The sequence below is a fragment of the Burkholderiales bacterium genome (assembly GCA_015075645.1).
GTDB lineage: Bacteria > Pseudomonadota > Gammaproteobacteria > Burkholderiales > Casimicrobiaceae > VBCG01.
On sequence record JABTUF010000006.1, the window covers coordinates 325,065 to 344,742 of the forward strand.

General features: G+C 71.4%; 18 protein-coding genes. 7 read left to right on the plus strand and 11 right to left on the minus strand.

What is annotated here, in order from left to right; translation table 11 throughout:
• Positions 1-4: 4 nt before the first annotated feature.
• The 6 genes from HS109_17060 (at position 5) to HS109_17085 (ending at position 7,489) form a co-directional block, all read left to right on the plus strand.
• Entirely contained in the window at positions 5-868 is an 864-nt protein-coding gene (locus tag HS109_17060) for a xanthine dehydrogenase family protein subunit M (protein MBE7524080.1), read from the plus strand.
• On the plus strand, positions 852-1,325 hold the full coding sequence (locus HS109_17065) for a (2Fe-2S)-binding protein (GenBank protein MBE7524081.1): 474 nt from the start codon (positions 852-854) through the stop codon (positions 1,323-1,325). Before HS109_17060 ends, HS109_17065 begins: the two co-directional genes overlap by 17 nt.
• A 10-nt stretch (positions 1,326-1,335) precedes the next feature.
• On the plus strand, positions 1,336-3,714 hold the full coding sequence (locus tag HS109_17070) for a molybdopterin-dependent oxidoreductase (protein ID MBE7524082.1): 2,379 nt from the start codon (positions 1,336-1,338) through the stop codon (positions 3,712-3,714).
• Entirely contained in the window at positions 3,714-4,970 is a 1,257-nt protein-coding gene (locus HS109_17075; GenBank protein ID MBE7524083.1) for a CoA transferase, read from the plus strand. The genes HS109_17070 and HS109_17075 overlap by 1 nt, the downstream gene beginning before the upstream one ends.
• Positions 4,967-6,115, plus strand: coding sequence for an ABC transporter substrate-binding protein (locus HS109_17080; GenBank protein MBE7524084.1), 1,149 nt, complete (start codon positions 4,967-4,969; stop codon positions 6,113-6,115). The genes HS109_17075 and HS109_17080 overlap by 4 nt, the downstream gene beginning before the upstream one ends.
• 201 nt (positions 6,116-6,316) lie before the next feature.
• The gene (locus HS109_17085) at positions 6,317-7,489 is read left to right on the plus strand and encodes an acyl-CoA dehydrogenase family protein (GenBank protein ID MBE7524085.1); all 1,173 of its coding nucleotides are present in this window, start codon (positions 6,317-6,319) and stop codon (positions 7,487-7,489) included.
• A gap of 160 nt (positions 7,490-7,649) precedes the next feature.
• Here HS109_17085 and HS109_17090 read toward each other — a convergent pair whose 3' ends face one another.
• From HS109_17090 to HS109_17110, 5 genes are all read right to left on the minus strand, one after another.
• Entirely contained in the window at positions 7,650-8,438 is a 789-nt protein-coding gene (locus HS109_17090; protein MBE7524086.1) for an enoyl-CoA hydratase/isomerase family protein, read from the minus strand.
• A 23-nt stretch (positions 8,439-8,461) separates the two neighbouring features.
• The gene (locus tag HS109_17095; protein ID MBE7524087.1) at positions 8,462-9,487 is read right to left on the minus strand and encodes a Gfo/Idh/MocA family oxidoreductase; all 1,026 of its coding nucleotides are present in this window, start codon (positions 9,485-9,487) and stop codon (positions 8,462-8,464) included.
• Positions 9,488-9,557: 70 nt separating this feature from the next.
• Positions 9,558-10,793 carry a CoA transferase gene (locus tag HS109_17100; GenBank protein MBE7524088.1) on the minus strand — a complete coding sequence of 412 codons (1,236 nt, stop codon included), beginning with the start codon at positions 10,791-10,793 and terminating at the stop codon, positions 9,558-9,560.
• Positions 10,794-10,866: 73 nt separating this feature from the next.
• A complete protein-coding gene (locus HS109_17105; GenBank protein MBE7524089.1) occupies positions 10,867-12,108 on the minus strand; it encodes a CoA transferase in 1,242 nt (413 codons plus the stop codon).
• A 74-nt stretch (positions 12,109-12,182) separates the two neighbouring features.
• The gene (locus HS109_17110) at positions 12,183-12,650 is read right to left on the minus strand and encodes a MaoC family dehydratase (protein ID MBE7524090.1); all 468 of its coding nucleotides are present in this window, start codon (positions 12,648-12,650) and stop codon (positions 12,183-12,185) included.
• A 276-nt stretch (positions 12,651-12,926) separates the two neighbouring features.
• Between HS109_17110 and HS109_17115 the strand changes: the two genes are divergently transcribed.
• Positions 12,927-13,901: a LysR family transcriptional regulator gene (locus HS109_17115; protein ID MBE7524091.1), complete on the plus strand. Its 975-nt coding sequence runs from the start codon at positions 12,927-12,929 to the stop codon at positions 13,899-13,901.
• Positions 13,902-13,965: 64 nt separating this feature from the next.
• Here the strand turns inward: HS109_17115 and HS109_17120 are convergent, their stop codons facing one another.
• From HS109_17120 to HS109_17145, 6 genes are all read right to left on the minus strand, one after another.
• Complete coding sequence (locus HS109_17120; GenBank protein ID MBE7524092.1) at positions 13,966-14,784, minus strand: SDR family oxidoreductase; 819 nt, start codon at positions 14,782-14,784, stop codon at positions 13,966-13,968.
• Between the two features lie 37 nt (positions 14,785-14,821).
• Entirely contained in the window at positions 14,822-15,643 is an 822-nt protein-coding gene (aroE, locus tag HS109_17125) for a shikimate dehydrogenase (GenBank protein ID MBE7524093.1), read from the minus strand.
• Positions 15,644-15,674: 31 nt separating this feature from the next.
• A complete protein-coding gene (locus HS109_17130; protein ID MBE7524094.1) occupies positions 15,675-16,616 on the minus strand; it encodes a ketopantoate reductase family protein in 942 nt (313 codons plus the stop codon).
• A 15-nt stretch (positions 16,617-16,631) separates the two neighbouring features.
• The gene (locus tag HS109_17135) at positions 16,632-17,705 is read right to left on the minus strand and encodes a Gfo/Idh/MocA family oxidoreductase (protein MBE7524095.1); all 1,074 of its coding nucleotides are present in this window, start codon (positions 17,703-17,705) and stop codon (positions 16,632-16,634) included.
• Positions 17,706-17,801: 96 nt separating this feature from the next.
• Positions 17,802-18,653 (minus strand): sugar phosphate isomerase/epimerase, encoded by an 852-nt coding sequence (locus HS109_17140; protein MBE7524096.1) that lies wholly within the window; start codon positions 18,651-18,653, stop codon positions 17,802-17,804.
• A complete protein-coding gene (locus HS109_17145) occupies positions 18,650-19,666 on the minus strand; it encodes a Gfo/Idh/MocA family oxidoreductase (GenBank protein ID MBE7524097.1) in 1,017 nt (338 codons plus the stop codon). Before HS109_17145 ends, HS109_17140 begins: the two co-directional genes overlap by 4 nt.
• Positions 19,667-19,678 lie beyond the last annotated feature (12 nt).

The window sequence follows — 19,678 nt, forward strand, 5'->3', positions numbered from 1 at the left end:
CCCGATGGCCGTCGAGCACTACCATGCACCCTCGCGTCTCGCCGACGCGCTCGAACACCTGCGCGGCGGCGAGGCCACGATCCTCGCCGGCGGCACCGACCTGATGCCGCAGACCCGCTCGGGCCGGGTGAAGCTCGCCCGCGTTCTCGTCAACGTCCGCCGCGTTCCGGAACTCGACGGCATCGCACGCGAGGACGGCGCGATCCGGATCGGCGCGCTCGCGACGATCACCCGCATCATGAACGACCCGCTCGTGCGCGGGCACCTGCCGATCCTCGCGGACGCCTGCGACCACTTCGCGAGCGACCAGTTGCGCAACGCGGCGACGATCGGCGGCAACGTCTGCAACGCCTCGCCGGCCGGCGACACGCTGGTGCCGCTTTTCGCGCTCGACGCGGAGGCCGTCCTCGCGTCGAAGCCCGACGGCCAGGTGGTCACCCGCCGCGTCCCGCTCGCGGCGTTCTTCACCGGACCGGGCCGGACGGTGCGCGCGCCCGGCGAACTGCTGACCGAACTCCGCGTCCCGCTGCCGCCGGCGGGGGCCGTCGGCCGGTTCTTCAAGTTCGGCACGCGGCCCGCGCTCGACATCTCGGCGATCTCGCTCGCGCTCTCCGCCTCGCGCGACGGCCGCGCGCTCCGCAACGTGCGGATCGCCTGCGGTGCGGTGGCACCGGTGCCGATGCGGGCGACGGCGACCGAGGCGCTGCTCGAAGGCGCGGCCCTCGACGCCGCGACGATCGCGCGGGCGGCAGCGTCGTTGCGCGACGAGGTCCGCCCGATCGACGACGTGCGCGCCTCGGCCTGGTACCGCCGCGAACTCGTCCACAACATGTTCCGGAGGATCCTCGACGATGTCGCTCAAGCGTGAGATCGCATTCGTGCTGAACGGGGTCGCGACGCGCGCGACGGTTCGAGTCGAGATGAGCGCGCTCTCGATGCTGCGCGAGGTCATCGGGCTCACCGGCACCAAGTACGCCTGCGGCGAGGGCGAGTGCGGCGCCTGCACGATCGTCGTCGACGGCGCCTCGGCCTGCGCGTGCCTGATGTTCGCGGTCGACTGCGAAGGCCGGTCGCTGACCACGATCGAGGGCGTGGGGCGCGATCCGCTCGGCGCCAGTCTCGAGCGCGCGTTCGTCGACTGCGGCGCGGTGCAGTGCGGCTTCTGCACGCCGGGCATGGTGATGCAGGCCCGCCACTGGCTCGAGGCGCACCCCGACGCGACGCGCGAGGAGATCAAGCGCGGCATCGAGGGCAACCTGTGCCGTTGCACCGGCTACGTCAAGATCGTCGACGCGATCGAGGCCGCGGGGCGCGGCCGGTCGTGAGGAGCGCACGATGAAGGTGATCGAGAAGGACACGCTGATCGGCAAGCGCATCGCGAAGCTCGACGCGCCGGAGAAAGCGAGCGGGCAGACGCGCTACGTCCACGACCTCGACCTCCCGGGGCAGCTCCACGCGAAGATCCTGCGCTCCGCCCGCGTCCACGCGCGGATCGCGAGGATCGACACGAGCCGCGCCCGGGCGCTGCCCGGCGTGCACGCGGTCATCACCGCCGCCGACGTCCCGTGGCAACGCCCGCTCGGCGTCGGCAAGGACCAGCTCCCGCTCAAGGGCGACAAGGTCCGCAGCCTGCGCGACGAGATCGCCGCGGTCGCCGCCGACACCGAAGCGATCGCCGAAGCCGCGCTCGCGTTGATCGACGTGGAGTACGAAGACCTGCCGATCCTCGCCGATCCGGTCGCCGCGCTCGCCCCCGGGGCTCCGGTGATCCACGCCGAGAAGCTGCCGCCGCCCGCCCCGCACGACTCGCTCAAGCCGGGCGAGCCGGGGGACGCCGAGGCCCACCGCCACAACGTCGCGATGACCTTCGACTACGCGCAGGGCGACGTCGCGGCCGGCGAGGCGGAGTCCGACGTCGTCGTCGAGGGCGAGTTCCGGCTCCACTACGTGACCCACTGCTGCATGGGCGTCTCCGGCGTCATCGCCGAGTTCGACCGCTCCGGCAACCTGACGCTGCACTCGAACACGCAGGTGCCGTTCCTGCACAAGCGCGAGTTCGCCGAGATCCTCGGCATGGATCCCGGCCGCATCCGGATCATCCAGCCGCCGATCGGCGGAGGCTTCGGCTCGAAGCTCGACATCTACCCGTTCGAGCCGATCTGCGTGTTCCTCGCGAAGGCGACCGGCCGCCCGGTGAAGCTCGTGTTCACGCGCGAGGAGGAATTCGTCGCCTCGCCGACGCGCCAGCCGGTGCTGCTGAAGCTGCGCAGCGGCGCGAAGCGCGACGGCACGCTCACCTTCCGCACCTGCGAGACGCTGCACGACAACGGCGCCTACACCTCCTGGGGCGCGACGACGCCGTTCGTCATGATGCAGACGATCAGCTCGCTCTACCGCGTGCCGCACTGCAAGTACCACACGACCGCGGTCTACACCAACAATCCGTACGCGGGGTCGTTCCGCGGCTACGGCAACCTGCAGGCGACCTTCGCCGTCGAGCAGCAGATCGACGAGCTCGCCGCGAGGCTCGGCATCGACCCGCTCGATCTGCGCCTGGCGAACGCCCAGGACCCCGGCGAGGTGACGCCGCAGGGCATGCACTTCAAGACCTGCGGCCTCAAGGAGTGCCTCTCGATCGCGGCGGAGGCCTCCGGCTACCGCGCGAAGCGCGCGGCGGCGCAAGCGGCGCAGCGTTCGCCGGGGCGCATCAAGCGCGGCGTCGGCATGGCGTCGATGCTGCACGTCGGCGGCGGCGCGAAGATCTACCCGTCGGACGGCTGCGGCACGATCCTCAAGATCGACGACTTCGCGCACGTCACGCTCCTGACCGGCGCCTCCGAGATCGGCCAGGGCTCCGAGACCGTGCTCGCGCAGCTCGTCTGCGAGGAGCTCGGCGTGCCGCTCGACGCGGTCACCGTCGTCAACAACGACACCGACATCACACCCTGGGACGTCGGCGTGCACGCGAGCCGCACGACGTTCATCGGAGGGAACTCGGCGATCGGCGCGGCGCGCAAGGCGAAGGCGAAGGTGCTCGCGGCCGCCGCGAAGGCGACCGGCGTCCCGGAGGGCGAGCTCGAGCTTCGCGCCGGGCACATCGTGCGGGCGTCGAACGGGGAGGCGCTCACGAGCCTCGCGAAGCTCCTGCGTTCGCTCCACTTCTCGGACAAGGCCGAGCTCGTGATGACCACGTTCTACTACGAGCCTCCGTCGCGCCACCAGGACAAGGCGTTCAAGGGCGACGTGTCGGCCGCGTACGCCTGGGCGACGCAGGTCGTCGAGGTCGAGGTCGACACCGAGACCGGCGTGGTGCGCCTCCTCAAGGTGACCGGCGCGCACGACGTCGGCCGCGTGCTGAACCGGCTGGGCATCGAGGGCCAGATCGAGGGCGGCGTCGTCATGGGGCAGGGCTACGCGCTGACCGAGGACCTGATCGTCGAGAACGGCGTCGTGCGCAACCCGGCGTTCCGCGACTACAAGCTCGTCACGGCGCCGGAGATCCCCGAGATGGACGTTCACTTCGTCGAGACGATGGACGGCGAGGGGCCGCAGGGCGCGAAGGGCGTCGGCGAGGCGCCGGCGATCTGCTTGGCCGCGGCGACCGCGAACGCGATCTGCAACGCCACCGGCGTGCGTATCCGCGAGCTGCCGTTCACGCCCGAGAAGGTCTACCGCGCGCTCCGCGGCGCGGCGGCGAAGGCGGCGCCCGGCTGATGCGCCCGCGCACCGTCCTCGCGCTCGAGCAGGCGCTGTCGCTGCCGTCGGCGACGCTGCGCTTCGTCCAGTTGGGCTGGCGCGTGATCCGCATCGAGTCGACGCCCTCGGGCGACGGACTCCCCGGCGACCCGAACCGCTACATCGGCCGCGAGGCGGTCGACGCCGACCGCCGCACCTACTTCGTCGCGCCCAACGTCGGCAAGGAGGCGGTCGCGCTGAACCTCAAGGACCCGCGCGGCCGCGAGGCGCTCGCGCGGATCGTCCGCGCGCTCGACGTCGACGTGTTCTGCTGCAACGTGCTGCCGTCGCGCTACCGCGCGCTCGGCATCGACTACGAGACCCTCTCCGCCGCGAAGCCCGACCTGATCTGGGCCGGCATCTCCGCGCTCGGCCCGGACTATCCGGACGTGCCGGGTTACGACCCGGTGCTGCAGGCGATGGCCGGGTTCATGGAGATCACCGGCGATCCGAACGGGCCGCCGATGGTGACCGGCGTGCCGCTCGTCGACCTCAAGGCGGGCGACGAGGTCTACGCGAACGTGCTGCTCGCGCTCCTCGAGCGCGCGGAGACCGGCCGCGGCAGGCGCATCGACGTGTCGATGCTGCAGGCCGCCGCCTCCTGGCTCATCACGACGCTGCCGCTGGTCGACTTCGACTGCGAACCCGCGGAGATCACGCGCGCGGGCAACGAGCACCGCAAGTTCATTCCGACCAACGTCTATCCGACCCGCGACGGCTTCGTCTACCTCGCGGTCGGCTCGGACGTGCAGTGGAAGCGCCTGACGGCCACGCCGATGTTCGCGCCCGCCGCCACGCCGCTCCGGACGACCAACGCCGGACGCGCGCAGGATCGCGCCCGGCTTCGCGCCGACATGACGGCGGTCACCTCCGCGCATTCGACGCGCGAGATCTCCGACACGCTCTCGGGCGCGACGATTCCCTGGGCCGCGATCCACGACATCCGCCAGGTGCGCGACCTGCCCGCGCTCGCGGAGGCGTTCACGTCCACCCGGACGCCCGACGGGCGGCGCATCCGCATGCAGCCGCCGGGCACGAGCCACGAGGGCATGCGGCACGAGTATCCGTTCCCGCCGAAGTACGGCGAGCACACCCGCGCGGTGCTCGCGGAGGCGGGGTACGGCGACGTCGAGATCGACGCGCTCGCGCAGGCGGGCGTGGCAGCGGGACCTTCCGACGGCGCGCTCGCGCCGCGCGAAGCGAACAACACCCACCTCGAAGGAGCACGACCATGAAGACCTCCCTGGCTCTCCGCACGGTGCTGGCGCTCGCGCTGGTGTCGACCGCGGCCACCGCGCAAGTGAAGATCGGCGTCATCGCCTCGGCGACCGGACCGACGGCCGTCGTCGGCATCCCGCAGAAGAACACGGCCGCGCTGCTGCCGAAGAAGGTCGGCGACCTCACCGTCGAGTACGTCGTGCTCGACGACGCGAGCGATCCGACCAAGACGGTCATGGACGTCAAGAAGCTCCTCGCCGAGGAGAAGATCGACGCCCTGATCGGCCCGTCGGGCTCGCCCAACGCGGTCGGCGTGGTGCCGTTCATGGCGGAGAGCGGCACGCCGATGCTCGCGCCGGTCGGCACCACCGCCGTCGTCCTGCCGATGGACGACAAGAAGCGCTGGGTCTTCAAGACCACGCAGAACGACGCGCTGATCTCCGACGCGCTGATCTCGCACATGAAGAAGCACGGCGTGAAGACCGTCGGCTTCATCGGATTCAACGACCCCTACGGCGAGAACTGGTACGGCGTGTTCAGCGCGCAGGCGCAGAAGGCCGGCATTAAGATCGTCGCGAACGAGCGCTACCTGCGCTCCGACAGCTCGGTGACCGGACAGGTCGCCAAGCTGATGGCCGCGAAGCCCGACGCCGTGCTGATCGCGGCGGCCGGCGGTCCGACGGTGCTGCCGCACACGACGCTGTTCGACGCCGGATACAAGGGCCGCATCTACCAGACCCACGGCGCCGCGGCCCCCGCGTTCCTGAAGCTCGGCGGCCCGAAGGTCGAAGGCGCCGTCCTCGCGGCGAGCCTGATGCTGGTGCTCCCCGAGATTCCCGACAGCGTGCCGTCGAAGAAGGTCGCGCAGGACTACGTCGCCGCCTACGAGAAGATGTACGGCGAGAAGCCCGCGACCTTCGGCGCGAACGTCTACGACGCCGGGCTCCTGCTGCAACGGGCGATTCCCGAGGCGGCGAAGCGCGGCAAGCCGGGCACGCCGCAGTTCCGCGCGGCGCTGCGCGACGCCCTGGAGGGCACGAAGGAACTGGTCGGCACGCAGGGCGTCTACAACATGACACCGGCCGATCACTCGGGCTTCGACGATCGCGGCCGCGAACTGATCACCGTCCGCGACGGGAAGTGGCAGCTCGTCAAGGATTGACGTGCATCGTTCACCCGCCGGCCCCGGCCGGCGGATGAACGCCCCGCGCGTGCGCGATCGCGGGCGCGCCGCGCGGGGCGAGCAGCTACCTCCGGGGATCCCGGTGGCCTTCGCGACGTCGGCACCGTCGCTTGTCGTCCGCCGCAGCGGGTCCCGGAGCGATAATGCGTTCGCGATCGACGCATTCCCGGGAGTCCCACGATGAACTTCGACCTGACCGAGGAGCAGCGGCTCCTCGTCCGCACGCTGCGCGACTTCGTGGAGGCCGAACTCCTCCCGCTCGAGGAGGAGATCGAGACGACCGGGCAACTCGCCCCCGAGAAGGCGCGCGCGCTCTTCGAGCGTTCGCGCGCGCACGGCTTCTACGCGATGAACATCCCGGAGGAGTACGGCGGCGGCGGCCTCTCGGCCGTGGACACGATGCTGGTCGAGGAACAATTCGGCCACGCGAAGGACATCCTGATTCGCCGCGCGTTCGGCAACGTCTACGAGTCGCTGCTCGAGGGCACGGCCGAGCAGAAGGACCGCTTCCTGCGCCCTGCGGTGCGCGGCGAGCGCACCTGCTCGATCGCGATCACCGAACCGGACGCGGGCTCCGACGCTGCGTCGATCAAGACGCGCGCGGTGCGCGACGGCGACGGGTGGCTTCTGACCGGCAAGAAGCACTTCATCAGCGACGGGCTCTACTCGGACTTCTTCATCGTGTCGGCGGTCACCGATCCGGACGCGCGCCCGCGCCACGTCTCCCTGTTCCTGATCGACAAGGACCAGCCCGGGGTGGTCGTCGGACGCAACCAGGAGATGATGGGGCTCACCGGCACGAGCCACGTCGAGCTCTTCTTCGAGGGCGTGCGCGCCGGCCGCGACCGGCTGCTCGGCGCCGAGGGCCAGGGGCTCGCGATCGCCTACTCGACGCTCGGGCGCGTGCGCCTCGCGCAGGTCGGCGCGCGGGCGATCGGCAAGGCGTGCCGGCTCGCGACGATGATGACGACGCAGGCGAACGAGCGGCGCCAGTTCGGCAAGGCGATCGGCGAGTTCCAGATGATCCAGCAGATGATCGCCGACAGCGCGATCGAGATCAACGCCGCGCGGCTCATGCTGCTGCGCGCGGCGTGGGAGATCGACCAGGGGCGCGACGCGCGCGACTGGATCTCGATGGTCAAGGTCGAGGCCGCCGAGACGCTCGGGAGGGTCGCCGACCGGGCGGTGCAGGTCTTCGGCGGCATGGGCTACTGCCGCGAACTGCCGGTCGAGCGCCTCTACCGCGACGCACGCATCTACCGGATCTTCGACGGCACCTCGGAGATCCACCGCACGGTGATCGCGCGAGGCGCGCTCAAGCGCGGCGCGGCGGCGTGGGACATCGGAGCCTGATCGGCGACTACCGGCGCCAGATCGTCCGGCCCCGGTCGCGGTCCGTCGGACGGCACCGACCGCGACGCGACCGGCCCGTGTCCGCGCGGTGGCAAGCCGTTCGGATTCAGTACAGCCCGAGCGTCGTGCCGCCGACGAGCGACGTGAACGCGCCCACCCGCTACCGCCCCTGCCAGTTCGGCTTGCGCCTCTCCGCGAACGCGCGCGGACCTTCCTTCGCGTCCTCGCTCGCCAGCATGCGCTCGGCCGCCGGATAACGCCGGGTCATCGCGGCTTCCAGTCCGGGCTCGTCGAGGCTCTGCAACATCACCTGTTTCGACGCCTCGAGCGCGAGCGGCGCGCACGCGAGGAGTTCGTCGACGAGCGCGCGCGTGCGCGCGGCGAGTTCGGCCTTCGGCACCACCTCGTTGACGAGCCCGATGCGTTGCGCGTCGGCCGCGCTCATGCGCCGCGCGGTGAGCACGAGGCCCATCGCTTCCTTCATCGGCAGCGTGCGCGCGAGCCGCTGCAGCGCGCCGCCTCCCAGCGCCGCCAGCCCGACCCTCGGTTCGGGCAGGCCGAACTGCGCGTGCTCGGCCGCGATCGCGAGGTCGCAGGCGGCGAGGATCTCGAAGCCGCCGCCGAGGCACAGCCCGTTGACCGAGGCGATCACCGGCTTGAAGAGGTCGAAGCGCTTGGTGATGCCGGCGAAACCGCCGTACGGATACTCGTAGCTGCCGGTCCGCGCGAGCGACTTCAAGTCGGTTCCGACGCAGAACGCGCGATCGCCGGCTCCGGTGATCACGGCCACGCGCAGCTCGGGGTCGGCCGCATACAGGTCGAACGCGCGGGACAGTTCGACGTGCGCGTCGAGATGCAGCGCATTGAGCACGTCCGGGCGGTCGATCGTGATCGTCAGGACGTGCCCTGCGCGGTCGAGCCGGCAGAAGCGGAAGCTGTCGTCGGTCATGGTCGTCTCGGGTGGGCCACCGGTCAGTGCCTGCGGCGCGCGAGGAACTCGGCGAGCGTGTCGTCGATCACCTTCGCCGTGCGCATCGCCGACTCGGGCGTGCTCGCGCACCGCCCCTGCCCGTTCAGCTCGTCGACGATCGTCTGGACGAGCGGCTGGTGGACGAACGGCGGATCGGCGATCGGGATCTCCTCGACCGACTCGCCGCGGTGGATGCGGATGGGCGCGGGCGGGCGCCCGGACGGCGGCGAGAGCGGCGGGAACGTCGAGTAGCGTATGCGGCCGGTCGCGCCGACGATCTCGTTGACCTCGTCGTCGATGTCGGTCGCGAAGCACCAGGCGCCGCTGCCGTACGCGCCGCCCTCGTAGCGCCACGAGGCGGCCACGACGTCCTCCGGAGGATAGGCGCCGGCCTGGTTGTCGGCGAACGCGCGGACCTCGGCGATCGGGCCGACCACGAAGTCCAGGATGTCGAGCGTGTGTCCGACGGCCTCGAAGTAGATGCCGCCGCCGGAGGTCTTCGGATCGAGCCGCCAACCCCAGAACGGACCCCGCAGGGCCTCGGCATCCGGGATGCGATGGAAGTGCCGCGAGATCGTCATGCGGACCGGTCCGATCGCCCCCGACTGCACGAGGTCGCGCAAGGCGGTGAAGCGCGGGAGCGCGCGCCGGTAGTAGGCGATCCACAACGGAACCTTGGCCGCGTGGCACGCCTGCGCCATCTCGCGGCACTCGGCGTGGCTCATGCCCATCGGCTTCTCGACCAGCACCGGCTTGCCGGCGGCCGCGCAGCGCAGCACGTAGTCGCGGTGCGAGTCGGTGCGGGTCGCGATGTAGACGGCGTCGACGTCCGTCGCGCGAATGAGCGCGTCCGCGTCCGCCTCGGCGCGGCACTGGTTGCCGAGCGTGCGCGCGAACTCCGACGCGCGATCGAAGTTGCGGTCGTGGACGGCCGCCAGCGCCGAATTCGCGGCACGCCAGAGGGCCGGGCCGCTCTTCATCCTGGCGACCTCGCCGCAACCGATCATGCCCCAGCGTATCGTTCTCATCGCGTCCTTTCGCGGTTCATGGCGGCCTCGCCGCCGTCGATCGTGCCCATCGCTCGCGCGCCGATGCCGCTCAGGTCGCCCCGCCCGGGCGCGCCGCGGGCTCGGCGTACAGCACGCCGTCGGCGACCATCGCGTCGACCTCGTCCGCGCGGAATCCGAGCATGTTCGCGATGTCCCGGTTGTGCTGGCCGAGGAGCGGCGCGGGCGTGCGCGGCGTCGTATCGCAGTCGGAGAAGCGGAACGGCAGGTTGGGGAGCCGGATGCGTCCCAGCACCGGATGGTCCTGCTCGACGATCATGCCGCGCGCGAGAATCTGCGGGTCGGCGACCACCTCGTCGATCCGCTGCACCTTCGCGCAGGGCACGCCGGCCGCGTCGAGCGCGGCGAGGCAGGCCGCGACCGACGGCTGCGCCATCGCCCACGCGCGCACGACCGGCAGGAGGGTCGCGCGGTGCGCGTTGCGGCCCTCCTGGTCGTGAAAACGCGTGTCCGCGGCGAACGCTTCGCCGCCGACGAGCCGCGCGAGGCGCTTCCACGCATCGTCGACCTGCGCGGCGATCACGAAATACCCGTCGCGCCCCTCGAACACGCCGTAGAGCGTCGACTGCGGCAGGTCGTGTCCGGTCTGCGCCGGGATCTCGGTCCCGCCGGAGAGCGTGTAGCACTGCACCGCGTACTCGTGCATCGACACCATCGTGTCGTAGAGCGCGAGGTCGATGTGCTGGCCGCGCCCGGACTTGGCGCGGCCGAGGAGCGCGGCGCACACCGCGGCGACGCCGTGGATGCCGGTGTACATGTCGGCGAGCGCGATGCGGAAGAGCGGCGGCGGCGCGCCGGGCTCGCCGAGCATCGCCATCGCGCCGGACTTCGCTTCCGCGATCAACCCGTAGCCCGCCTGCCCGGCGTCGGGGCCGGTGTGTCCGTTGGCGGAGACCGAGCAGTACACGAGGCGCGGATTGCGCGCGGAGAGCGCCGCGTAGCCCAGTCCCAGCCGTTCCATCGTCCCGGGACGATAGTTCTCGACGAACACGTCGGCGCTGTCGACGAGCCGGTGCATGAGGTCGAGGCCGCGCGGGTCCTTCAGGTTCACGCACAGTCCCTGCTTCCCCATGTTCTGCTGCAGGTAGTAGCCGCTCTGCCCGCCGATGAAGAACGGATGCCGGCGGCCGGGGTCACCTGCCGTCGGCCGCTCGACCTTGATCACCTCCGCGCCCATCGCGGCGAGGCAGCGCGACAGGAACGGCCCCGCGATGAAGTGGCTGTAATCGACGACGCGATAGCCTTCGAGCGGCCGATCCTGGCTCATGTGCGTGCTCGCTCGAAAGGTGTCGGACACGCGTCCGGCGCCGCGGGGGGCTGTCTCATCGCTCGCGGCCGGGTCACTGCCCGGCGGGCAGGCGTGGGACGGCGGGCTCGGCGTGGAGTACGCCGTCGGCCACCATCGCGTCGATCTCGACGGACGAGAAACCGAGCGCGGACGCGATCTCGCGGTTGTGCTGCCCGAGGAGCGGTGCCGCCGTGCGCACGCTGGCGTCGCAGTCCGAGAACTTGAATGGCACGTTCGCGAGTTCGACGCGGCCCAGCACCGGATGCTGCTGCTCAACGATCATGCCGCGCGCTCGCACCTGCGGATCGGCGAGTACCTTCTCGATCGGCTGCACCGGCGCGGCAGGCACCTCGACCGATTCGAGCGCCGCGAGGCAGGCGGCCACCGAGGGCTGCGCCGCCACCCACGCGCGCACGAGGGCGACGACCTCCCGGTTGTTCGCGTTGCGCCCCTCGGCGGAGTGGAACCGCGTGTCGTTCGCGAGCGCATCGCCGCCGACCAGGCGCGCGAGCCGCTTCCACGCATCGTCGACCTGCGCCGCGATGACGAGTTCCCCGTCGCGCGCGGAGAACACGCCGTAGACGGTCGACTGCGGCAGGTCGCTGCCGCTGCGCCGCGGGACGTCGCGACCATCGCTCATCGTGCAGCACTGCACCGCGAAGTCGTGCATCGACACCATGCAGTCGAGCAGCGCGACGTCCACGTGGCGCCCGCGTCCGGTCGCCTGCCGTCCGTAGAGCGCCGCGCACACGGCCGCGACCCCGTGGATGCCGGCGTACATGTCGGCGATCGGCATCCGGAAGAGCGGCGGCGCCTCGCCCGGATTGCCGAGGAGGTCCATCGCACCGCTCTCCGCTTCCGCGAGCGCGCCGAACCCGGGGCGCGAGGCCTTCGGTCCGGTGTGGCCGTAGGCGGAGACCGAGCAGTACACGAGGCCGGGATGCTCCTTCGAAAGCGCTGCATAGCCGAGCCCGAGCTTGTCGAGCGCGCCGGGCCGGTAGTTCTCGACGAACACGTCGGCGCTTCGCACCAGCTCGCGCACGAGCTTCAGCCCGCGCGCGTCCTTGAGGTCGACGCACAGCCCCTTCTTGCCCATGTTCTGCTGCAGGAAGTAGCCGCTCTGCCCGTCCTTGAAGTACGCGTGGTGGCGTCCGGCGTCGCCGGCGGTCGGACGCTCGACCTTGATCACCTCGGCGCCGAGCCCCGCGAGGCAGCGCGACAGGTACGGGCCGGCGAGGAAGTGCGTGTAGTCGACGACGCGGACGCCGGCGAGGGGGAGCGGAGCGCTGTTCATCGTGGATGTCCGTTCGGGTTCGGGAGGGCGGTCGGCTCGATCGCCCCGCGCGGCGGATCGTTCGAGCGTGGAGGTCAGGTCGCGCCGGCGCGGCGCGGGATCATCAGCTTGTGCTCGCCGCGCTGGACGACTTCGCCGCGCTGGTTCACGAGTTCGGTCGGGATCACGACGATGCCCCAGTCCGGTCGCTTCTTCGACGGTCGCTTGCTCGCGACCGTGAAGCGCACGTGCAGCGTGTCGCCGATGCGGATCGGCGCGAGGAAATCCCAGGTCCATCCGAGCGAGTACCCCGGCAGGAAGCGCAGGTCGGCCTGGCACTTGAGCCCGTCGGCGATCGAAAGGCCCATGAGCCCGTGCGCGACCCGGCCGCCGAAGTGCGACCGTTTCGCGGATTCCTCATCGACGTGCAGCGGCGTGCGGTCGCCGGAGAGATCCGCGTAGGCGTCGATCATCGCACCGGTGATCGTCACCTCGGGGCTCGTCCCGGTCTCGCCGACGACGGCGTCGTCCCAGGTCTTCTCGGTTGCGCCGGTTCGGCTCATCGCACCGTCCTCGTGATCATCGCGCCGGGATCGGGCCCGTCGTGAACCCGGCGGGCGCGATATCGCCGACACGCTGACGATAGGGGGAGCGTGCGCCGACGTCTACGCGGCGTTCGCAATACGCGCCATTGTGGGCGGCAATAGTTCCTATCCTGGAGCATTGCGATTCGACATGAGCTTGCGTCGCCGGCCGGACCGCCGGAGCCCCCAGGCGCCGATTGCCCGGCGGCCCGCGCCGTGCAATGATGGATCCGTACGGGATTGCCGAACGCAATAATGGCCACCCCCTCCGACGCGCCGGGCAGCGGTGTCCCGCAGATCGACGTCAAGCTGCTCAAGCTGTTCGACGAGATCCACCGGACGCGCAGCGTGAGCCGCGCGGCCGAGGCGCTCGGCCAGAGCCAGCCCACCGTCAGCATCTGGCTCGCGCGGCTGCGCGAGCAGCTGCGCGACCCGCTGTTCGTGCGCACGCGCGGCGGCATGCAGCCCACGCCGCGCGCCGACCAGTTGATCGACCGCGTGCGTCAGGCGCTGGAGATCCTGAACGCGCTCGCCGGCGGCGATCCGCCGTTCGACCCGCTGACCGCGCGGCGCAGCTTCCGCATCTGCATGACCGATGCGAGCCACATCACGATCCTGCCGCGCCTGCTCGCGCACACGCGGGCCGCCGCGCCCGGGGTCCGACTGGAGGCGGAGAACATCGGCGACGAGACCGGACCGAACCTCGAGTCGGGACGCGCCGACCTCGCGATCGGCTTCATCCCGGACCTCGAGGCGGGCTTCTACCAGCAGACGCTCTACGCGCAGGACTTCGTGTGCCTGATGAGCGCGCGCCATCCGCGCGTCGGCGAGACGCTGACGCTGCGCGAGTACCGCGCCGAGCCGCACGTGTCGATCCTGTCGCGGTCGGGCTACTCGGTGATCGATGCGGCGCTGAAGGCGCAGAACGTCTCCCGGCAGGTTCGGCTCGAACTCCCCGGCTTCCTCGCGCTCGCGACGATCCTGTCGACGAGCGACCTGATCGCGACGGTCCCGCGCATGATCGGCGAGACGCTCGCCCGAATCGGGGCGCTGCGCCTGTGCCCCTGCCCGGTGAAGATCGCGCCGTTCCTGGTCAAGCAGCACTGGCACGCGCGCTACCACAACGACCCGGGCAGCCGCTGGCTGCGCTCGGTGTGCTCGCAGCTCTTCGCCCGGGCCACGCGCGTGCCGCAGGGCCGGCGCTTCACGGAAGCGCGCGCGACTCGCTGACCGGCACCGGCCTGGCCCGTGCGCCGCGCGCACCTCGCCGGAGGCACGAACGTGCGGGCGCGCGCTACGCGACCGGCACCTTGTCCTCGCGACGGGGATGCACGCCGCCGAGCCCCGGATGGTGCAGGTAGGACAGCGCCGGCAGGTAGCCCGCGTCGACCGGCAGCACGATGCCGGTGATGCACGACGCCGCGTCCGAGCAGAGGAAGAAGATGCCCTCGGCGACGTCCTCGGGCGCGACCATGCGCCCGAGCGCGCTGTGCCCGGCCATCGAGCGGGAATCGCGCTTGCCGGCGTCGATGCGGGCCTGCATCGCCTCGGTCAGCACGTAGCCGGGCATCACGGCGTTGACGCGCACGCCGTCGGGCCCCAGTTCGACGGCCAGTACGCCGGTCAGGTTCTGGACCGCCGCCTTGCTGGGGCCGTAGGCGATGAGCGGCATCGGATCGACGGCGGAGGTCGACGAAATGTTGACGATCGATCCGCGGCGGCGCTTGGCCATGAGGGGAGCGAAGGCGCGGCAGCAGAGGTAGACGCCGCGGTAGTTGATCGCCCAGACGCGGTCGTGCTCGGCCAGGTCGAACGAGGCGATGTCGGTGGCGTTCTGCAGGATGCCGGCCGAGGTCACCAGCACCTCGACCGGACCGACCGACGATTCGACGTCGGCGGCGAGCGCGTCGACCGACGCCTGCGCCGCCACGTCGACCTGCCGGTACTCGGCGTGCCCGCCGTCCGCACGGATCGCGTCGACGACCTTGCGGCCGGATTCCTCGCTCAGGTCTGCGACCACGACCACGTCGCCCGCCTTCGCGAGCCGCCGCGCCGCGGCGCGTCCGATGCCGCTGCCGCCGCCGGTGACCACCGCCACCCGTCGTTCCGCCATGTCCAACCTCCCGTGAATCGTCTTCATCGCGAACGCCTCATTCGAGCGGCACCGACAGTTTCGCGATCACCGGCGGGGTCGGCGGCCGCACGCCGCGCCACCACTCGAACGCTTCCGCCGCCTGTTCGGCCAGCATGCCGACGCCATCGGCGAGCCGGAGAGCGCCGGCGTTCCAGGCGAGGCGCAGGAACGGCGTCATGCCCTTGCCGTAGACCATGTCGTAGGCGAGGCTCCCCACGGCGAACACGCGCGGATCGAGCGGCGGCAACTCGCCGCGCAGGCTCGCGGAGGTCGCGTTGATCACGATGTCAAAGGGCTCATCGCCGAAGTCGCCGTATCCGCCGGTCACGAGGCGCTCGCGGCGCGCGAAATGCCGGCCGAGCCGTTTCGCCTTCGCCACCGTGCGGTTCGCGATCGCGAGCAGCGCCGGTCGCCCTGCGAGCAGCGGCAGCACGGCGCCGCGTGCCGCACCGCCCGCGCCCAGCAGCAGGACGCGCTTGCCGGCGAGCGCGAAACCCAGGTTGCGTTCGATGTCGTTGACGAGGCCCACGCCGTCGAAGTTCTCGGCGATCGCGCGTGCGCCGTCGAACTTCATGCAGTTGACCGCTCCCGCGGCCTTCGCCCGTTCGCTCAGTTCCGTCGCGTACTCGAAGGCGTCGATCTTGAACGGCAGCGTCACGTTGATGCCGCGCCCGCCTCGAGCGCGGAACGCGTCCACGGCGGCCGCGAAGCCGCCCACCGGCGCCTCGATCGCGTCGTAGCTCAGGTCCTGCCCGGTCTCGCGCGCGAAGGCCCCGTGGATCATCGGCGACTTCGTGTGCGACAGCGGATGGCCGAACAGCGCGTAGCGGTCAGTCATGGTCGTGACTCGGGTGCGGCTCGCCGCGAGGTCATCGGGGCGGTGCGTACGCGCGCATCCAGAGTTCGATGCCGCGGACGCACGCGACCAGCGTCCGGTTGACCGGCGTCGGGACACCGCAGCGCTCGCCGCCGCGGACCACCGAGCCGTTGATGAAGTCGATCTCGGTCGGCAGGCCCTTCTCGATGCTCTGCAGGATCGACGCCTTGAACTCGGGCGGCAGGCCGGCCGCGGCGAGCTTCCACGCGTGCTCCGGGTCCTCGTTCGAGAGCCGGACGCCCAGCGCCTTCGCGACGGCGATCGTCTCCCTGACCGCCGCGAGCGCCGTCTCGTGGACCTCCGGCACGCCGTAGAGCCCGCCGTAGGGCAACCGCGTGATGCCCGACAGGGCGCCGGTCGCGACGTTGATCTGCAGCTTGTCCCACATCGTGCCCAGGATGTTGTCGCTCGCGACGGTGGCGAGGCCGGCTCGCCCGAACGTCTCGGCGATGCGCGCGACGCGCTCGCTCCGGCGCCCGTCCAGTTCGCCGATGTGCGTCTCCTTGCCGCGCGTGCCGGCGATCACGTGCCCGGGCTCCAGCATCACGCCGCCGGTGTAGGTCTTGCCGGCGAGCGTGCGCTCGCGACCGACGATCTCCGCGATGATGTCCTCGTGCCCGAGCCCGTTCTGCAGCGACATCACGACGGTCTCGGGACCGACGATCGGGCGCGCCGCGACGACGGCATCACGCGTGTGATACGACTTCGTGAGCACGACGACGAGATCGACCGGATCGATGCCGTCGCAGGAGGTGCGCGCCCGCACCTTCACCGTCCGGTCGACGCCGCCGTCGCGCAGCGTGAGGCCGCGCGCGTTCATCGCGTCGACGTGCGCCTGCCAGGTGTCGACCAGCCAGACCTCGTGCCCGCCTTCGGTGAGCACGCCGCCCAGGGCGCTCCCGAGCGCGCCGGCGCCCAGCATGCAGATCCTCATCGTCGACTCCCCTGGTCAGTTCGTGGCGATCGAGCGGCCGCTTCGCGCGGCCTCGACGATCGCGTCGACCACGCGCAGGTTCGCGAGGCCGTCGCGCGCGGAGACCAGCGGCTTCGCGGCGCCGCGGATCACGTCGCAGAAATGCGCGATCTGGCGCTCCAGCGGGTCGGCGGACGCGAGCGACACCACCTCGTGCCGCAGCGGCTTGTGCCACGACCGGCCGGCCTCGTCCGGGTAGCGGGCGAGCCGCATCGTCGGCACCGCGAGCGAACCCATCGTGCCGACGACGAGGTAGCAGTCGTCGCGGTCGGTGCGGGCGGGGCCGTAGCGCGGGTCCTCGCCGGACGCGTGCTCCCAGCTTCGGTCGGACGCTCCGGTGTCCGACAGCAGGAACGTGCCCAACGCCCCGTTCGCGAACCGGAGCGCGATCGCCGCGGTGTCCTCGACCGGAAAGCCGCGCGTCGCGTTGGACGTGAAGGCCTCGACCGCGACGATCTCGCCGGCGAGCGCGCGCAGGTTGTCGATCTCGTGGATCATGTTGAGCAGGATCGGCCCGCCGCCGGGTTCGCGACGCCAGGCGTTCGCGCCGTCGAAATAGCCTTCGTTCTCCGCCTTGTAGAACACCGCGGTGCCGCTGATCGCGACCAGCCGCCCGAGGGCTCCACCGCGCACCGTCTCCACCGCCTTCGCCATGATCGCGCTGTGCCGGCGGTGGTGGCCGACGAGGATCGGGACGCCGGCGGCTTCGGCGGCCTCGCACATCCGGACACCGGCATCGAACGTGTGCGCGACCGGCTTCTCGACCAGGGCAGGCAGCCGCGCCGCGATGCATTCGAGCGCGTGCTCCAGATGGAGCTGATTGGGCGTGGCGAGGACCACGCCGTCGGGGCGGTCGCGGGCTATCAGTTCATCGAGCGTCCGGTGGAGAGGCACCGCGTGCGCGCGCGCTAGGTCGGCCGCGGCAGGCGAAGGGTCGACGATCGCCGAGAGCCGGCAGCGTCGGTCGCGCGCGTGGAGCCGGTCGATCATCTCGATGTGGCGGCGCCCGATCAGGCCTGCGCCGGCGACGGCGATCCTGAGTTCGTTCATCGAAGGATCCGGAAGTAACGGCGATCGGATGCGAATCAGCGGAGCGACGGTGCGCGGCCGATGCGTCCGCCGCCGGCCATGTCCGTCATCGCGTCGTCATCCGTGGGTCGCCCGGTCTTCGCGCGGGCGCCAGCGAGCGAGCACGGAGAGCGCACCCTCGCGCGCGCGGATCGCGCTTTCCAGCGGCGAGACACCCGGCAGGCTGAGGTTCGAGACCGATTCGGTGGACAGCGGAACGCCCTCGGGCAGCGCGTTCATCAATTCGACGAGCGGCAACTCGCCCTCGCCCGGGGGCAGGCGTCGCGCGCGCGCTTCCGTCGGGAACTCCGCTTCCGGCGGCGCGGCGAGCGGGGCATCGCAGAGCTGGACATGTCCGACGAGTCGGGCCGGCACGCGCGCGAGGTCGGCCGCGGTTCCGCCCGAGCGGACCACGTGCAGCAGATCGACGAGGATGCGGCCGTTGGGCCGGCCGGCGCGCGTGACGACTTCGAGGGCGTCAGAGATCGACGCGATCGGCTTGCGCCAGCGCATGAATTCGACGTCGACGCCCAGGCCGTGCCGGGCGGCGACGTCGCACAGCGCGCCGAAGTGGTCGACGTTCCGCGCGAGGTCAGGGTCGTCGCCGCTCGCGCCGCAGTTGACGCGCTTCGCGCCCAGTTCAGCCGCCGTCGCCATCCAGCCGTCGAGTGCGGCGACGTCGAGGTCGCGCGAGAGCTGGATGAACTCCGCGTCGAAGACCTCGACGCCGGCCTCCCGCGCGGCGGCGCGCAGCGCGGCGACCTGGCGTCGCTCGACCGGATACACCTTCGTGCCCGGCGCCGCCGAATGCATCCGCAGGCCGACCCGCTGGTAGCCGGCGCGCGCCGCGACGTCGAAGAGTTCGGGCGGTCCGAAGTCGAGCAGCGGCAGATGCGCGATGCCCAGCGCGAAGCCGGCGGCGTCGGTCATGGCGTTCTCCATTGTGCGTCGCGCGCCGAGGCGAACAGCGCTTCGATGACGCGCAGCGTCGTCGCCGCGTCCTCGACCGGCCAGTTCGGCACGCGCTCGCCCAGCACATGGCGCGAGAACCGCTCGAACTGCAGCGCGTATTGGTTGACCGGATCGAAGGTCCAGGTGCGCGTCGGCATCGAACCGCCGCTCCCTTCGTCGCCGACGAACACCCGGCAGGCCGTCGGACGGCCGTGCGCGTAGGGGAAGTCGCAGGCGAGCCAGCCGCGGCTGCCCAGCACGGTGAACTGCTGGTGCGACGCCCAGGCGTTCGGGCCGCCCTGGCTCGACACGCTGATCGTGGCGTGACGACCCCCGTAGTCGAGGATCGCCGTCGACAGGCGGTCGATCCGGAAGCGCGGGTCGATGTCGAGCGCGCCGATCACCCGGCCGGGCGCGCGGCCGTAGACGAGCGTGCACGCGCTGATCGCGTAGGAGCCGAGATCGTAGAGCGCGCCGCCGCCCTTGTCCGGCTGGTTGCGGATGTCGGCGGGGTCGTGGAACTGCTTGGCGAGCGTGGCGTGCACCGACAGCGGTTCGCCGATGGCGCCCTGGTCGAGGAGTTCGCGGATCTTCGCCCACTGCGGATGGTTGCGGTAGGAGAATGCTTCCTCGATGTGGCGGCCGGTGCGGTCGCGCGCGGCGGCGAGTGTCGCGACCTCGGCCGACTTCAGCACGAGCGGCTTCTCGCACAGCACGTGCTTGCCGGCGTCCAGCGCGCGCACCGACCACTCCAGGTGCAGGTGGTTGGGCAGCGGGACGTAGAGGGCGTCGACGCCGGGGTCGGCGAGCAGCGCCTCGTAGGATCCGTGCGCGCGCGGCGCGCCGAACGCGTCGGCCATCGCGCGAGCCTTCGCGAGGTCGCGCGAGCCGATGGCGACGAGCGTGGCGTGTTCCGCGTCGGCGATCGCGGGCAGCGCCCGCGCCCGCGCGATGTCGGCGGTGCCGAGGACGCCCCAGCGGATCGTGTCCATCGAGGTTTCCCG

Coding starts and splice junctions, on each gene's coding strand:
- HS109_17060 (MBE7524080.1), top strand. CDS start 5: ATGGCCGTCGAGCACTACCATGCACCCTCGCGTCTCGCCGACGCGCTC.
- HS109_17065 (MBE7524081.1), top strand. CDS start 852: ATGTCGCTCAAGCGTGAGATCGCATTCGTGCTGAACGGGGTCGCGACG.
- HS109_17070 (MBE7524082.1), top strand. CDS start 1,336: ATGAAGGTGATCGAGAAGGACACGCTGATCGGCAAGCGCATCGCGAAG.
- HS109_17075 (MBE7524083.1), top strand. CDS start 3,714: ATGCGCCCGCGCACCGTCCTCGCGCTCGAGCAGGCGCTGTCGCTGCCG.
- HS109_17080 (MBE7524084.1), top strand. CDS start 4,967: ATGAAGACCTCCCTGGCTCTCCGCACGGTGCTGGCGCTCGCGCTGGTG.
- HS109_17085 (MBE7524085.1), top strand. CDS start 6,317: ATGAACTTCGACCTGACCGAGGAGCAGCGGCTCCTCGTCCGCACGCTG.
- HS109_17090 (MBE7524086.1), bottom strand. CDS start 8,438: ATGACCGACGACAGCTTCCGCTTCTGCCGGCTCGACCGCGCAGGGCAC.
- HS109_17095 (MBE7524087.1), bottom strand. CDS start 9,487: ATGAGAACGATACGCTGGGGCATGATCGGTTGCGGCGAGGTCGCCAGG.
- HS109_17100 (MBE7524088.1), bottom strand. CDS start 10,793: ATGAGCCAGGATCGGCCGCTCGAAGGCTATCGCGTCGTCGATTACAGC.
- HS109_17105 (MBE7524089.1), bottom strand. CDS start 12,108: ATGAACAGCGCTCCGCTCCCCCTCGCCGGCGTCCGCGTCGTCGACTAC.
- HS109_17110 (MBE7524090.1), bottom strand. CDS start 12,650: ATGAGCCGAACCGGCGCAACCGAGAAGACCTGGGACGACGCCGTCGTC.
- HS109_17115 (MBE7524091.1), top strand. CDS start 12,927: ATGGCCACCCCCTCCGACGCGCCGGGCAGCGGTGTCCCGCAGATCGAC.
- HS109_17120 (MBE7524092.1), bottom strand. CDS start 14,784: ATGGCGGAACGACGGGTGGCGGTGGTCACCGGCGGCGGCAGCGGCATC.
- aroE (MBE7524093.1), bottom strand. CDS start 15,643: ATGACTGACCGCTACGCGCTGTTCGGCCATCCGCTGTCGCACACGAAG.
- HS109_17130 (MBE7524094.1), bottom strand. CDS start 16,616: ATGAGGATCTGCATGCTGGGCGCCGGCGCGCTCGGGAGCGCCCTGGGC.
- HS109_17135 (MBE7524095.1), bottom strand. CDS start 17,705: ATGAACGAACTCAGGATCGCCGTCGCCGGCGCAGGCCTGATCGGGCGC.
- HS109_17140 (MBE7524096.1), bottom strand. CDS start 18,653: ATGACCGACGCCGCCGGCTTCGCGCTGGGCATCGCGCATCTGCCGCTG.
- HS109_17145 (MBE7524097.1), bottom strand. CDS start 19,666: ATGGACACGATCCGCTGGGGCGTCCTCGGCACCGCCGACATCGCGCGG.